General features: G+C 52.3%; 13 protein-coding genes. 6 read left to right on the forward strand and 7 right to left on the reverse strand.

The genetic code is table 11. The annotated features are described in order from the left end of the window. Positions 1-48 precede the first annotated feature (48 nt). From AB4K05_RS15535 to ydiK, 4 genes are all read right to left on the reverse strand, one after another. Positions 49-624, reverse strand: a complete 576-nt coding sequence (locus AB4K05_RS15535; protein ID WP_368480828.1) for a glycerol-3-phosphate responsive antiterminator — start codon at positions 622-624, stop codon at positions 49-51. A 19-nt stretch (positions 625-643) separates the two neighbouring features. Next, positions 644-916: a ferredoxin family protein gene (locus AB4K05_RS15540; RefSeq protein WP_368480829.1), complete on the reverse strand. Its 273-nt coding sequence runs from the start codon at positions 914-916 to the stop codon at positions 644-646. Next, positions 907-2,175, reverse strand: a complete 1,269-nt coding sequence (locus tag AB4K05_RS15545) for an FAD-dependent oxidoreductase (protein WP_368480830.1) — start codon at positions 2,173-2,175, stop codon at positions 907-909. The genes AB4K05_RS15540 and AB4K05_RS15545 overlap by 10 nt, the downstream gene beginning before the upstream one ends. A 158-nt stretch (positions 2,176-2,333) precedes the next feature. Beyond that, a complete protein-coding gene (ydiK, locus tag AB4K05_RS15550) occupies positions 2,334-3,455 on the reverse strand; it encodes an AI-2E family transporter YdiK (RefSeq protein WP_368480831.1) in 1,122 nt (373 codons plus the stop codon). Between the two features lie 389 nt (positions 3,456-3,844). Between ydiK and AB4K05_RS15555 the strand changes: the two genes are divergently transcribed. After that, positions 3,845-6,901 carry an FAD-binding and (Fe-S)-binding domain-containing protein gene (locus AB4K05_RS15555; RefSeq protein ID WP_368480832.1) on the forward strand — a complete coding sequence of 1,019 codons (3,057 nt, stop codon included), beginning with the start codon at positions 3,845-3,847 and terminating at the stop codon, positions 6,899-6,901. Continuing rightward, the gene (gene menI / locus AB4K05_RS15560) at positions 6,898-7,314 is read left to right on the forward strand and encodes a 1,4-dihydroxy-2-naphthoyl-CoA hydrolase (protein ID WP_368480833.1); all 417 of its coding nucleotides are present in this window, start codon (positions 6,898-6,900) and stop codon (positions 7,312-7,314) included. Before AB4K05_RS15555 ends, menI begins: the two co-directional genes overlap by 4 nt. Positions 7,315-7,425: 111 nt before the next feature. Here the strand turns inward: menI and AB4K05_RS15565 are convergent, their stop codons facing one another. Continuing rightward, positions 7,426-9,132, reverse strand: a complete 1,707-nt coding sequence (locus tag AB4K05_RS15565; protein ID WP_368480834.1) for a penicillin-binding transpeptidase domain-containing protein — start codon at positions 9,130-9,132, stop codon at positions 7,426-7,428. 496 nt (positions 9,133-9,628) lie between these two features. Here AB4K05_RS15565 and umuD point away from each other — a divergent pair, with 496 nt between their 5' ends. From umuD to cspG, 3 genes are all read left to right on the forward strand, one after another. After that, a complete protein-coding gene (umuD, locus tag AB4K05_RS15570; protein WP_368480835.1) occupies positions 9,629-10,048 on the forward strand; it encodes a translesion error-prone DNA polymerase V autoproteolytic subunit in 420 nt (139 codons plus the stop codon). 2 nt (positions 10,049-10,050) lie between these two features. Then, positions 10,051-11,319, forward strand: coding sequence for a Y-family DNA polymerase (locus AB4K05_RS15575; protein ID WP_368480836.1), 1,269 nt, complete (start codon positions 10,051-10,053; stop codon positions 11,317-11,319). Between the two features lie 941 nt (positions 11,320-12,260). Continuing rightward, a complete protein-coding gene (cspG, locus tag AB4K05_RS15580) occupies positions 12,261-12,473 on the forward strand; it encodes a cold shock protein CspG (RefSeq protein WP_224234541.1) in 213 nt (70 codons plus the stop codon). Between the two features lie 378 nt (positions 12,474-12,851). Here cspG and AB4K05_RS15585 read toward each other — a convergent pair whose 3' ends face one another. Then, positions 12,852-13,139 (reverse strand): putative quinol monooxygenase, encoded by a 288-nt coding sequence (locus tag AB4K05_RS15585; protein WP_368480837.1) that lies wholly within the window; start codon positions 13,137-13,139, stop codon positions 12,852-12,854. A 100-nt stretch (positions 13,140-13,239) separates the two neighbouring features. After that, the gene (locus AB4K05_RS15590) at positions 13,240-14,139 is read right to left on the reverse strand and encodes a LysR family transcriptional regulator (RefSeq protein WP_368480838.1); all 900 of its coding nucleotides are present in this window, start codon (positions 14,137-14,139) and stop codon (positions 13,240-13,242) included. 132 nt (positions 14,140-14,271) lie between these two features. Here AB4K05_RS15590 and AB4K05_RS15595 point away from each other — a divergent pair, with 132 nt between their 5' ends. Further along, complete coding sequence (locus AB4K05_RS15595; protein ID WP_368480839.1) at positions 14,272-15,477, forward strand: MFS transporter; 1,206 nt, start codon at positions 14,272-14,274, stop codon at positions 15,475-15,477. The last annotated feature ends 20 nt before the right edge of the window (positions 15,478-15,497 follow it).

Consider the following 15,497-nt stretch of genomic DNA (forward strand, 5'->3'; position numbering starts at 1 on the left):
GGTAAGCGTAGCGCTACCGGGCAATTTTTAACGTGGTTAGCCATCCGCTTAATTCAGCTTTTTAGCCAGTTTCCACACGTCAGTGTTCGTGGTGGAAAGCGCGGCAACGCCTGCTGCGATCGCATTGCGGGCATCTTCTTCGTCGCAGACTAGACCGCCGGCAATCAACGGCTGGCGGACTTTCTCCGTTACCCAGTTCAGTACCTTTGGCATACAGCCGGGGAGGATCTCAATGCAGTCTGCATTGGACTGCGCCACCTGTTTATCAATATTGTGAAACGATATTGAGTCGACGATAAATAGCCGGTGAATGCAAAAATAGCCTTCGGCGCGTGCAGCTTTCAGCATATTGGGTTTGGTGCTGATAATTCCGTCAGCCTGCGTAACCAGCTTCAAAAATTGGATCACCACTTCTTTATTTGATGTGCCTTCGAGTAAATCGACATGGATGAAGGCAAATTTCCCAGCCTGCTTAATTTTTTGCACGATATGGCTGATGGTACAAATGCTGCCGTAGAGCACGGAAATAAACCGGCAGTCGGAGTCAATGGCGAGCTGTAAGCTGGCGTTGTCTTTTACCGCGGCAATCACCGGGTTTTGTCTTAACAGGTGGAGTAAGGGCACTTGGCGATCCTTAGATAATTTAACTAAAGCGTAGGCTTATCCCTTTGCCGGAAGCGGGGTAGCGCCACTTATCTATGGCGCCATCACCCGCAATAAGACGACAGCATCCACACTCCAAACAACCTTCAAAATGAAGCATTTCCTTGAGGCTAGCGTCACGTTGGAACAACCCGGCGGGACAAATTTTTTCCAGTAATGCACACTGCTCTGCACTGAGCGATTCGTGCAGGGTGATATGTGATGTTTCGTCGGGATGATAGCAATTCTGCGCTAAGCTCTCGTTTACAGACATCGCAGACTCCTTAAAATATCGGCAGTTAAACGCGCTGGGCCAAAATGTCGCGTATGCCGCAGTACTATTTTCCACAACGGCAGATTGGCGTCTGGTTCTACGCGGGATAGATCCCGTAGCACATTCTGCGCAAAGGTGGGCCACTGGCGATACCAACCTTCACGCTGCAATAAACCTGGAACGTGGCGATAGCGTTGAAGTTGCTGCCATAGAGCGCTTTGCGCGATGAACTGCTCGTAGAGTTGGGATAGCGTTTTTTCCGGCTCTTGGGTATGGGCAATCAGCGCCTGGGCTGCTGCCTTCGCATTGAGAACCGCCATATCCATTCCGCGGATAGTCACGCCGGTATTAATACAGGTACGCAGACAATCACCCATCAGCAGCCAGCCATCCCCCGATTTGCGCTGCGGCATGCTGTGTAACCCGCCTTCGGGGACCAGATGCGCGCCGTATTCAACGGGTTGCGCATGGCGTATCAGTGGACGCAACGTGGGATGATGTTTTAGTGTTGCAAGGAGAGAAGAGGCGGCACCCGGGCCGTCGCGAAGAGAGGACAGCGGGGCAACGATGCCCAACGAGATGGTCTGCTTGTTGGTATACAAGAACGCACCCGCGGGTTTCGCTCCGCAGATTTGCCCGCTGAACAGCCACGCCGCGCCTTCATTTTCTTCCAGATTAAAACGCTCCTCCAGCAGCGACGGATCAAGTGCTAGGGTTTCTTTAATGCCTAACGCCATCGTATCCCATGCTGGCCGGGCCGCCAGCCCATGTTGTTCTGCCAACAGGCTGTTAGCGCCCTCCGCCAGTACTACCGTTTTGGCACCAATCCGTTCGCCCTCACAGATTACCCCAGCTATCCGCCCCTGTTCCGTGTACAGCGAGTCGACCGTGGCGCCGCAGAGCAACTGCGCTCCGGCGGCTTCAGCCTGTGCGGCAAGCCAAGGATCGAAACGTGCGCGAAGCACACTCCATGAGGCGCTGGCGGGGTGCGTTCCTCCGATGGTCGTTGCGCCTTCGGCGGTCAGCAGGGAAAAATGCTCATGGGTAATGCGGCGCTCAAGCGGAGCGTGGTTTTGAAAATCGGGAATAATATCGGCAAGGGCATAGCCATAAAGCCGACCGCCGGAGAGGTTTTTGCTGCCGGGATATTCACCGCGTTCCAGCAACAATACGGATAATCCCGCACGAGAGCAGAGCAGAGCGCAGGTTGATCCTGCGATCCCCGCGCCAACAATAATTAGGTCAAAATCGTCCGCCACCGTGCGCTCCTTTTCCGTCGAGTGCACAACCCTAACATAGCGAAATTAAAGGAAAATTGACCTGTACCGCAAAGGTGATAATCCTGATGGACGTGACCGCACTGCGATTGTCGAATGGTCAGGGGAATCATGACAAGCACTCCCCTTAATGGACGACCTTACTGTTTGGGATAGTTATTCTGTTCAAGCTCAGCCAGTTCTTCCAGAACCTGATCCGGGTCGGAGGACGGCGGCGGCACTTCGTGAAGCCAAGCATCAAACAGACGCCAGGAGACGGCCAATAGCACCGGGCCAATAAACAGGCCAATCATGCCGAAGGCAACCAGTCCACCGATAACGCCAGAGAGGATGAGAATCATCGGCAGGTCGGCGCCCATGCGGATAAGCATCGGGCGAATGACGTTATCCATCGTCCCCACCACGCAGCTCCAAACCAGCAGCACAGTGCCCCAGGTTGTATCGCCAGTCCAGTAGAGCCAGATAATGCAAGGGACTAGGACGATTAATGGACCAAGCTGCACGAGGCAAGAAAATATCATCACCACGGTTAACAGTGTCGCATAGGGCACGCCGGAGATAGCGAGACCAATGCCGCCGAGCACGGCCTGAACGAGCGCGGTGACCACCACGCCCAACGCAACGGCGCGGATAGCCTGTCCGGCCAGTAGAACCGCTGCATCGCCACGTTTTGCCGCCAAGCGGGTCGCAAAGTAGCGCATGCCAAAGGCGACCTTTTCACCCTGCCAGTACAGCAGGGCGCTGAACAACAGCATCAGGCCGCTGTGCAACAGGAAGCGACCGACATGCGCGGCTTGGCCCACAAACCAGGTGGTCGTGGTGCCGAGGTAAGGGCGAACCTTCGCCATTAACGCGCTGCCGCCCATATCGAGCAGGCTGTGCCAACCGCTGTACATTTTGGCGCCAATAAATGGAATGCTGTTCAACCAGTCAAAATCTGGCAGCGTCAGGGTTCCGCTGGTGATGGCGTGAACAAGCGGTGTGCTGCCGTCAACGAGGCTGTTGACCAGCAAGGCAATAGGTATGACGAACAGTAAAAAGAGTAGCAACGTCATGACAAGAACAGCCAGCGAGCGGCGACCGAAAAGGAGGCGCTGGAACCAAATCAGCACGGGCCAGGTGGCAATCACGATAGTGGATGCCCAGGCGAAGCCCAGAATAAACGGCTGAACAATCCATAAACAAGCGATGATCATCAGTGCAATAAACAGCACTGATAGCAGTATTTGTGGAATATCCCGTGGTTTAGAAACCGTGTTCATAAATAAGCTTTACCTTCAGTCACTCGAAAGGCCGCTGACGCGGCATAAATCCGTTCATTGATAATAATATCAATAAATTCCCGGCGCTGATTCTGCGGCAAAATCTACCGGGCGCATAAGGAAAAAATGTGATAAAACCATAATGGCACGACGCAAACGATTAATCATATACACAACATAATTCGAGTTTCAGGAAGGCGGCAAGGGAGTGAATCCCAAGAGCGTACATAAGTACGTGACTGGGGTGAACGAGCACAGCCAACGCACCTGCAACTTGAAGTGTGCCGTGTATAAATACACATAACGCTGCTGGCTGATGTCATTATGATGGCTGGTGAAGTTTTGTGCGAATAACACAACATTCCAAATTCTAAAAAGGGTCAATCGTAATGATCCCACTGATTTCCCAAGCACCTGGCGAAGTACCGTTGGTGCTGAATTATTTGCAAGCACTGGAGCAACAAGGCTTTACCGGCGATACCGCGACACGCTACGCCGACAGGCTGACGATGGCGACCGATAACAGTATTTATCAGCTTCTTCCTGATGCGGTGATATTTCCACGTTCCACGGCGGATGTTGCGCTGTTGGCCCGTATTGCAGCCGAAGAACGCTATCAATCTCTGGTCTTTACCCCGCGCGGCGGTGGCACCGGGACTAATGGTCAGGCGCTGAATCAGGGCATCATCGTTGATATGTCCCGCTATATGAACCGCATTATTGAAATCAATCCCGAAGAGGGTTGGGTGCGCGTTGAAGCTGGTGTGATTAAGGATCAACTCAATCAATATTTAAAACCCTACGGCTACTTCTTTGCACCTGAACTTTCGACCAGCAACCGCGCGACGCTGGGCGGAATGATTAACACCGATGCCTCCGGGCAAGGGTCATTGGTTTACGGCAAAACGTCCGATCACGTCTTGGGTGTGCGCGCGGTGCTGCTGGGCGGCGATATCCTAGATACCCAACCGGTTCCCATTACGCTTGCTGAAACGATGGCGAAAGAGCAGTCGACGGCGGGGCGAATCTACAGAACCGTGTTTGACAGCTGCCATGACAACCGCCAACTGATTATTGATAAATTTCCCAAACTGAACCGCTTCTTGACCGGTTACGATCTGCGTCACGTCTTTAATGACGCGATGACTGAATTTGATCTCACCCGCGTGCTGACCGGTTCGGAAGGGACGCTGGCGTTTATCACCGAAGCGCGTCTGGACATCACCCGGCTGCCGAAAGTGCGCCGTCTGGTGAATATCAAATACGACTCTTTTGACTCCGCGCTGCGTAATGCGCCGTTTATGGTTGAAGCCCGTGCGCTGTCGGTTGAGACGGTTGACTCGAAGGTGTTGAATCTGGCACGGGAAGATATTGTCTGGCATTCAGTCAATGAACTGATTACTGATGTTCCCGACAAAGAGATGCTGGGCCTGAATATCGTTGAGTTTGCGGGCGATGACGAAGCGCTGATTGAAAGCCAGGTGAGCGCGTTGTGCCAGCGTCTGGACGAGTTGATTGCCCAGCATGAAGGTGGGCTGATTGGCTGGCAGCGTTGTAATGAACTTGACGGTATCGAGCGTATTTACGCGATGCGTAAAAAAGCGGTTGGCCTGCTCGGTAATGCCAAAGGGGCTGCGAAGCCGATTCCCTTTGCCGAAGATACCTGTGTGCCGCCGGAGCATCTCGCGGACTATATCGTTGAATTCCGCGGCCTGCTTGATAGCCACGGTCTGAGCTACGGCATGTTTGGTCACGTTGATGCCGGTGTGCTGCATGTTCGCCCGGCGCTGGATATGTGCGATCCGCAGCAGGAGATCTTAATGAAACAGATCTCCGATGACGTCGTGGCGCTTACCGCCAAATATGGCGGCCTGCTGTGGGGGGAACACGGTAAAGGCTTCCGTGCCGAATACAGTCCGGCCTTCTTTGGCGAGCAGCTTTACGCCGAACTGCGGAAAGTCAAAGCGGCATTCGATCCGGATAATCGTCTGAACCCGGGGAAAATCTGTCCACCGGAAGGCGTTGATGCGCCAATGATGAAGGTGGATGCGGTGAAACGCGGCACCTACGACAGGCAGATTCCGGTCAGCGTGCGTTCGTCATGGCGTGGCGCGATGGAGTGTAACGGCAACGGCCTGTGCTTCAACTTTGATGCCAAAAGCCCAATGTGCCCGTCGATGAAAATCACCAACAACCGTATGCATTCGCCGAAAGGCCGTGCGACGCTGGTGCGTGAATGGCTGCGGTTGCTGGCCGATCGCGGCGTTGACCCCGGAATGCTGGAAAAAGATCTGCCGGAGCAACGCGCGAGCCTACGTTCGCTGGTGGAACGTACGCGCAACAGCTGGCATGCCCGTAAAGGGGAATACGATTTCTCGCATGAAGTGAAAGAGGCAATGTCCGGCTGTTTGGCCTGTAAAGCCTGTTCCACCCAGTGCCCGATCAAAATTGACGTGCCGGAGTTCCGCTCCCGCTTCCTGCAGCTTTATCACACGCGTTATCTGCGTCCGGTACGCGATCATCTGGTGGCGACGGTCGAAAGCTATGCACCGCTGATGGCGCGAGCGCCGAAGACCTTCAACTTCTTTATGAATCAGCCGCTGGTGCGCAAGCTGTCAGAAAAACACATTGGGATGGTGGATTTGCCGATGCTGTCGGTTCCGTCGCTGCAAAAGCAGGTGGTTACGCACCGTTCGGCGAACCTGACGCTTGAGCAGTTAGAAGCGTTAACGCCTGAGCAAAAAGCGCAAACGGTGCTGGTGGTGCAGGATCCGTTTACCAGCTACTACGATGCGCAGGTGGTTGCTGATTTTATTCGTCTTATCGATAAATTAGGCTATCAGCCGGTGCTGCTGCCGTTCTCGCCAAACGGTAAAGCGCAGCATATTAAGGGCTTCGTCACGCGCTTTACCAAAACGGCGCAGAAAACGTCAGACTACTTGAATCGGGTGGCGGCGTTGGGTATGCCGATGGTCGGCGTCGATCCGGCGTTAGTGCTGTGTTATCGCGATGAGTATAAGCAGGTGCTGGGCGACCAACGCGGTGATTTCAACGTGATGCTGGTCCATGAATGGCTGCCGCAGGTGCTTGAGGGGCGCGAGAACACACTGCCTGCGGGAGAATCTTGGTATCTATTCGGCCACTGTACTGAGGTCACGGCGCTGCCAACGGCACCAAAACAGTGGGCTACGATCTTTGCGCGCTTTGGTGCGACGCTGGAAAACGTCAGTGTCGGCTGCTGCGGCATGGCCGGGACTTACGGTCATGAAGTGAAAAATCACGTCAACTCGTTGGGCATCTATGAGCTGTCTTGGCATCAGGCTATGCAGCGGCTACCGCGTAATCGCTGTCTGGCAACGGGCTATTCCTGCCGTAGCCAGGTGAAACGCGTTGAAGGTAACGGGGTTCGCCATCCGCTGCAGGCTTTACTGGAGATTATCGGATGATCTGGAAACGACACGTGACGCTGGAAGCCCTCAATGCGATGGGGGAAGGCAATATGGTCGGCCTGCTGGATATCCAGTTTGACCGTATCGGCGATGATTCGCTGGAGGCGACAATGCCGGTGGATAATCGCACGCATCAGCCGTTTGGCCTGCTGCACGGTGGTGCATCGGTGGTGCTGGCGGAAACCATGGGTTCCGTGGCCGGATATCTGTGTACTGAAGGCGAGGATCGGGTGGTCGGGCTTGAAGTCAACGCCAACCATATCCGCTCCGTGCGCAGCGGCCGGGTGCGCGGCGTTTGTAAAGCGCTGCACGCTGGGCGTCGTCATCAGGTCTGGCAGATTGAGATCTTCGATGAGCAGGGGCGTTTGTGCTGCTCATCACGGCTCACCACCGCTGTTGTGCAGGCCTGATAGGCGCAGCGTCGTCAGGCGCTAGTGCGGTAGATTGCCGGATGGCGGCGTTGCCTTATCCGGCCTACGTGTTATGTAGGCCTGATAAGCGAAGCGCCATCAGGCATGGCATTACTGCAATGCATCCGGCGCAATATTCATATTTTTCAGCACCGGACCCATAATATTGCCAAATATCGGGGCTGCCACCGATCCCCCAAAGTGCGTGCCCGCCGTTGGGTTGTTAACCACCACCACCAGTGCGACCTCAGGATGGCTCACCGGGGCTACGCCTGCGGTATAGTTCACGTAGCCGCCGTCATACTTTCCGCTATCGCCAAGCTTTTCAGCCGTACCGGTTTTGGTCGCCAGACGATATCCCGGCACCGCCGCTCTCACGCCGCTCCCGCCGGGCAAAACATCGCTTTCCATCATACGGACGACGGTTTTCACAATCGCTGGGTCGGCAACCTGTTGGCCTATTACCGGTGGCGTCACTTTGGTTATCGACAGCGGGCGGTAAATACCGTACGAACCCATCGTGGCGTATTCGCGCGCAATTTGTAGCGGTGTCACGCGTAGACCGTAGCCGAAGGAGAAGGTGGCTCGTTCGATATCTGCCCACTGCTGACGATGGAGTGGGAAATAACCTACGCTTTCGCCGCTCAGCCCAAGCCCGGTTGGTTTTCCTAGACCGAAGGCATGGTAGGTATCGACCAGCGCTTGTGCCGGCATCGCCAGCGCAATATGAGACACCCCGATATCGCTCGATTTTTGTAAAATGCCGGTCGGCGTGAGCTGCGGCCAATGACCGACATCGCGGATCAGGTGCCCGTTAACGCGATACGGCGTGGTATTCAGCAGCGTATCGGGCTGAATAATATGCCGCTCCAGCCCTTCAATAATCACCAAAGGCTTAACCGTTGAGCCGGGCTCAAAGCTGTCGTTAATGGCCACATCGCGCATCTGCGTTTGAGTCGCGTTGTCAAAATTATTAGGGTTGTACGAAGGGTAAGAGGCCATCGCAAGGATTTCGCCGGTATCAATTTTCACCAACACCGCCGCGCCGGAGTCTGCCTTATTCAACAACACCCCTTCGCGCAGTTTGCTGTACATCGTGTATTGATCAAATTTATCAATGCTCAGCTGTACGGTCGGCGGCTGCTTCGGCGCATCGTAATCGAGCACGTTGATAATGCCGCCGGAGGCGTCTTTGCGGTAGATCTCTTTTCCCGGCTCGCCTTGCAGAATATTGTCATAGCCTTTTTCCACACCGTTTAACCCTGAGTTATCGGCACCCACGATACCCAGCAACGGCGCGGCGGCTTCTCCCATCGGATAGTAACGACTGTCGTTATAGACTTCGCTGATTCCTTTTATATGCAGATTTTCCACATCTTTGGCGATCCCAAGCTCCACTTTTCTGTCGAGAAACAGAAAATGCCGGTGTGCATTCTGGTAAATCTTATTGGCAATTTCATCGGTGGTGGTGTTGAGCGCAGAGGCCAGATATTGCCATTTGGGGTCGTGGAAGTTGGGGCTCGCCTCGACGATTTTCACCGGATCGGCAATCACATCGCGAGAAGGGACGCTCATCGCTAAGGCTTCACCGTTGCGATCCTCTAACGTTCCTCGGTTTGTTGGCAGCTCAACGGTTCGTAATGAACGCTGATCTGCTTCGCGAGCCAGCATTGGATGGTTTAAAAACTGTAAATCCGCCACGCGGATCAGCAAAACGGCAAGGCAAAAAAGAATACCGATACAGAGTATTATGTAACGAGACGTAATAAATGAGTCTTTATTTTTCTTTTCTGTTGGATTTTTTTTCATTTGTAACATTAAACCACATGGTTTTTATTTTTTATGATTAAAGCTTGGCGAGTAACGCTCTGATGTTATTCGCAACGAGAAAGTATCAATATTAGTTTTGCAGATGATATGGAAAGACAGTTTACAGATAACATCATTGATAACAAGCAATTAAGTTAACATATTATTTCAAGGTGGAATGCAGGCCGAGGGCGATAAAGAATGAATGTCTTTGCCGATAATAGGGTGGGATGACAGCCCCAACTCGCTTGGAAGTGGTTTTGATTTAAGGCGGATATTGCGGGTTTCGCTGCAGGTTATCGTTTGGTCAGATTTATCCGCATTAATTTTTTCTATTCTAGGTTAATGGTTTTCAGTGTGCTTTTCCTTGAATGACAACGTCGTAGCGTAGGAGAGACAACGACAGGCGTTGCCTAGCCTCGGCAGATTTATCCGCCGGGGACTTGCTGCCAACGGCCAATGCATATACTGTATAAATGTACAGTATATGCATTGGGTGATTATCATGCAGTTTTTCACATTCTCTGAGCAGCGCGACGTTATCGCGTTGCCGTTGTATGGCACTACCGTTTCCTGTGGCTTTCCAAGCCCGGCGCAAGACTACGTCGAACGGCGCATCGATCTCAACGAACTACTCGTGCAGCATCCGTCGGCGACCTATTTCGTCAAAGCGGCTGGCGATAGCATGATTGATGGCGGGATTGCGTCGGGCGATCTTCTGGTCATCGACAGTTCTCTAACGGCAAAGCAGGGGGACATTGTTATTGCGGCCGTGGACGGAGAGTTCACCGTCAAACAGCTACAACTGCATCCCGTTGTTCAATTGAATCCGATGAATGAAGCCTACAGCCCGATAGTCATCGGCAGTGAGGGTATTCTTGATATCTTTGGCGTCGTCACCAGCATTATCAAAATCAGAGGTTAAGTATGTTTGCCTTGGTGGATGCGAACAGCTTCTACGCCTCCTGTGAAATGGTCTTTCGCCCTGATCTCAAAGGGAAACCAGTCTGTGTCCTGAGCAACAACGACGGCTGCGTTATTGCTCGCAGCACGGAAGCTAAGGCGCTGGGGATCAAAATGGGAACGCCTTGGTTCAGGCTTAAAGATGTCCGGTTTCCGCAAAGAATCCACTTTTTTTCGAGTAACTATGAGCTTTACGCCGATATGAGTCTGCGATTGATGACCACGCTGGAAGAGATGTTGCCGCGCTGCGAGATATATTCAATTGACGAATCATTTTGCGACCTGACCGGCGTCAGAAATTGCCGGGACCTGACCGATTTTGGCAAAGAAATTCGCGCAACCGTGTTTAAGCGAACACACCTCACCGTTGGGGTAGGTATTGCGCCAACCAAAACGCTAGCAAAGCTGGCCAACCACGCTGCGAAGCAGTGGCAGCACCAGACTGGCGGAGTTGTCGACCTGTCAAATGTAGAACGTCAGCGGAAATTAATGGCGCTTTTACCTATCGATGAAGTGTGGGGCGTTGGGCGGCGTATCAGCAAAAAGCTTGAAGCGATGGGCATCAAAACCGTGCTCCAACTGGCGGATACCGACATCCGTTTTATCAGGAAGCACTTCAACGTGACCCTCGAACGGACGGTGCGAGAACTCCGTGGCGAGCCGTGCCTCGAACTGGAAGAGTTTGCGCCAGAAAAGCAGGAAATTGTCTGCTCCCGATCGTTTGGAGAACGCATCACTCAGTACGAGCAGATGCGGCAGGCCATTTGTAGCTACGCGATACGGGCTGCAGAAAAATTGCGTGGCGAGCACCAGTACTGCCGGTTTATTTCTGCGTTTGTCAAAACGTCGCCATTCGCCGTTAGGGAGTCGTATTACGGGAACAGCGGCTCCGTGAAATTGCTCACTCCCACTCGGGATACCAGAGATATTGTTGAGGCAGCCATCCGCTGCCTAGATGCGATATGGGAAAATGGCCACAGATACCAGAAAGCAGGGGTGATGCTAGGTGACTTTTTCAGCCAAGGTGTGGCTCAGCTCGACCTGTTTGATGAGCGCCCGCCACGGAAAAAGAGCGCTCAGCTAATGAAGGTTTTGGATCAGCTCAACGCGAAGGCCGGGCGGGGAACCTTGTATTTTGCCGGGCAGGGCACTCAGCAAGAGTGGCAAATGAAAAGGGACATGTTGTCGCCACGATACACGACAAGATTCGGTGATTTGTTGCAGGTGAAATAAATATGAACACTAATGTTGCGTCGCACCTCTTCGGATTTATTATGCCCGTTAAGTGCAAATAGCAGACGGTTGCTAGTAGAGCGGTACAATGAGTAACGGGATGCCGCATAGTCACTATCGCTGTTAATAAAAACATGTTTTAAAAAACAGTATTGACCACAAATCTTAAATAAGTAAATTAGTACTCAGCAGCACAATGAAAGTGGTTAGTCGGTTAGTAAATAGAAAGAAGTTCTGGGTTAAGCCATTTTGCTTCACAGGCCACGAAGTTTGTTGTTTGGGATGTAGTTAGCTTTCAGGCCTCGTAGTGATTGTGCTGATTCGCAAAATGGTAGTGTTAGTGCGACGATGTAAGGCCTTGTTTTTTTTAGTTTATGCTGACAGTTTCGTTTTTGATGGTAACCGTATCAGCAAAGGGCAACGCATCAAAGAGTATATGTCGCGATGGGGGATGTGCTTGTTTAAGTTGCCGCGCTTAGATTTTTAAAGCGTAGGCGGTGTATAACTAGATAAATAGAGGGAGGCTTTTTAGTATTGATGCCCAATATTATCTGTAGTGAACGGGTACATTTGAAAGCAGTATAAATAGCAGTATCACTTTATTAAGTCCATTAATGTTAAATCTGAAGTCTGTAGTACCTTAAAAGCCCTGGCTGCAATGGTCAGGGCTTTTAAGATTACTGTCCCTTTGAATTGTAAGTTTCCCCAACAGATTACTGACAAAAATAATCTTGCTTATCAACTGATATGAGTCCAAGATGCATCATCGGTTTGGCATACAGACCTTATGAAAGCAGTTTTAGTAAAGCAGTCCTCATTTCAAGCGTTATCCTTAGATACTCTTCTGCATGAGCCTCCTCCTAAGTGCCCAATAAGTCCTCATCTGCAAGCAGGCCATGTTCGCCACAACGTGTGGCTCAAGAAAATTAAAGGAAGTATCTATGTCTAATAAAATGACTGGTTTAGTAAAATGGTTTAATTCTGACAAAGGTTTCGGCTTCATTACGCCATCTGACGGCAGCAAAGATGTTTTTGTTCATTTCTCTGCCATTCAGAGCAACGATTACAAAACTCTCGACGAAGGCCAGAAGGTTGAGTTCTCGATTGAGAATGGTGCCAAAGGTCCGGCTGCCGGAAATGTTGTCGCGCTTTAATTGCCGATAACGACACAGACGCTTACGACAGCGATGACGGCACTGGCCTGAGCAGATAAGTGAACGTGATAAAAAACCCGCCCTGAGCGGGTTTTTGTGTTTCATGGATGGCCTGCTGCAAGGGTGACGAACATTTCACTGCCGTTGCTGGAGTGAAGAAATGAAACCAAATAGTACAAACCCAATGATGATGACCAAAAGAAAGCCGATGTGTAATTTCCAGCCCAACACCAGTTCTCCCTAAGTCTATTTAATAAGCCTAGGAGATAATAATATTCATGATTCCTTGGTCAATGATGTCTGCTCTTCGCTCAAAGCAGACCTTCAGCTCAAATAACTCATCCCCACCGCACCAAGAAGCAAACTTTATCTCTCCGGCTACACTCGACCATCCATCAGAATATACTGCGCCGCTTTACGTGCATATTGATCAATCAAAGGAACTAGCCGAGTAAAATGCTCGCTGGCACAGTGTGCATCGAGCGCTGTTCGGTCAGGCCATTCTTCAATGAAAATAAAATGTCCGGGATCCTTTTCATCCCGGTATAAATCATAAGCAATACACAGCGGCTCTTTCTTCGTTGCCGCGATGAGTTCGCGGTATAAAGGCAGAACCGTGTCGACGCACTCGGGTTTGATAAAATCTTCGGCGATGACCTTTAGCATGCGAACTCCTTTATTAAAAATAGTCCTGAAGGGCTGGGCCAGTCAGTACCTAGTAGGGCATTCATATCCATTCTGGAAATATTGGCCCGATAATTCAGCGTTAAATTTTCCGGTTAATGCGCAATGCATCCACAACGAGTGAAAAGGCCGGGGAGGGCTGTTTACGGCTGGGGTAATAAAGATAGTAACCGGGAAAAGGCCGACACCATTCTTCAAGCACCCGGATCAGTTTTCCTTCCCGCAAATGCGTGCCGAACTCCTCCTCAGGTAAAAAAGCAATCCCGAGCCCAGCAAGCGCAGCATCAACGACGTGTTCTGATGTATTAAACGTCAATTGCCCTTCAACCCGAACGTGAAACTTGCCGCTTTCTTGCTCAAATTCCCAGGCGTAAATCTTCCCTGATTGAACCATTCGCTCATTAATGCAGCAATGTTGCATAAGATCGCGTGGCGTCTGAGGGGCGGTGCACCGGGCAAAATACTCAGGAGAAGCGACAGCCGCCATGCGCAGTTTTGGGCCGATGGGCACCGCTATCATGTCCTTGTCGATGGTGTCTCCAAGCCTCACACCAGCATCAAAACGATCCGCCACGATGTCACGGAACCCATGGTTGGCGTCAAATTCAATATGAATATCCGGATATTCGCGTAACAGCGGCGTCAGCTTTGGCAGCAGCGTGGTTTTCAGGACATTAGGTCCACAGGTAATACGGACGGTTCCCGCAGGCTTATCACGCAATGCCGTCAGCATGTCCAGTTCGGCTTCAATCTCATCAATACGATGGCCCACCGACTGCAACAGACGCTCCCCGGCGGTCGTCACCGACACGCTGCGGGTGGTCCGGGTCAGCAGGCGGATTTGCATCCGTTCTTCCAGTCCGGAAATCGCCTGGCTCAGCGCCGGTTGAGTCACCCCAAGCTGCGCGGCAGCGCGCGTAAAGCTGCCTTCCCGCGCTACGGTGATGAAAGAGAGTAAATCGTTGAGATTGCGTCTGGGCATGTTCGTTTCCGGTCTATTTATAAGTTTTACTTATAAGGTCATTAAGGATTCATTAGCTAGTTAACCCGCTGCATATTGGTAACAATAATGCGATGAAAAAGTCAACGTTAACCACTGAAAAGAAAGTCGTAAATGAGTAACAAGACAGACGAGAACAGAACAAAAAGAACCGGAAGCGGAAAGCCGCCCGCTCACTGGAGTGGCGTCTTTGCCATGACGCTGTGCGTCTTCGCTCTGATCGCCTCCGAATTTATGCCGGTCAGCCTCCTGACACCGATAGCGCAGACCCTGCAGGTTACCGAAGGTATGGCCGGGCAGGGCATCGCTATTTCCGGGGCGTTTGCCGTGGTGACCAGCCTGTTTATTTCCGTGCTGGCAGGCACGCTTAACCGGAAAACTCTGCTACTAGGCCTGACCTCCATTATGGCGGTTTCCGGTGGCGTGATTGCGATGGCACCCAATTACCTGACCTATATGGCGGGCAGGGCTCTGATTGGCATCGTGGTCGGCGGATTCTGGTCGATGTCGGCTGCGACGGCAATGCGGTTGGTTCCGGTGCACCGTGTTCCACTGGCTCTGACTATTTTCAACAGCGGCAATGCACTGGCTACCGTCGTGGCCGCGCCTCTGGGCAGTTGGCTAGGGGCGGCGATCGGCTGGCGGGGGGCCTTTTTCTGCCTAGTGCCGGTCGCGATAGTCGCATTTGTTTGGCAACTGACAAGCCTGCCTTCCATGCCAGTCACCCGCCAGAGTACCGGTTCCGGCAACGTTTTCACGCTGTTTCGCCGCCGTGTGGTCACGCTGGGCATGCTGGGTGTTGGCATCTTCTTTATGGGGCAGTTCACGCTATTCACCTACATCCGGCCTTTCCTTGAGACGGTGACGCGGGTGGATGCCGCAACGGTGACTCAGCTCCTATTGGTTATCGGCGTCGCGGGTTTCATCGGCACCATGCTTATTAGCAGGGTTCTGAAACGAGGATTCTACCCGACCCTGATTGCCATCCCCGTCCTGATGGCCATGACCGCGCTGACGCTGACCGTCTTCGGCAGTCAGGTGGCTATCGTGACGGCGCTGCTCGGGCTGTGGGGATTGATCTCCACCGCAGCACCTGTGGGGTGGTGGGCATGGGTTCCGCGTACCTTCCCTCAGAATGCCGAAGCGGGCGGCGGGTTGATGGTGGCGATGGTGCAGTTGTCCATTGCCCTCGGTTCGACGGTGGGCGGCCTGCTTTTCGACCATCACGGCTACGAGATCACTTTTTTGGCAAGCGCTGTGATGCTGATTATTGCCACCGTACTGATTTTTCTAACCTCACGTGCAGACACCTCTGCCTGAGACTCTTCATCACTCTTGTC

The organism is Kluyvera sp. STS39-E (assembly GCF_040932435.1).
GTDB lineage: Bacteria > Pseudomonadota > Gammaproteobacteria > Enterobacterales > Enterobacteriaceae > Kluyvera.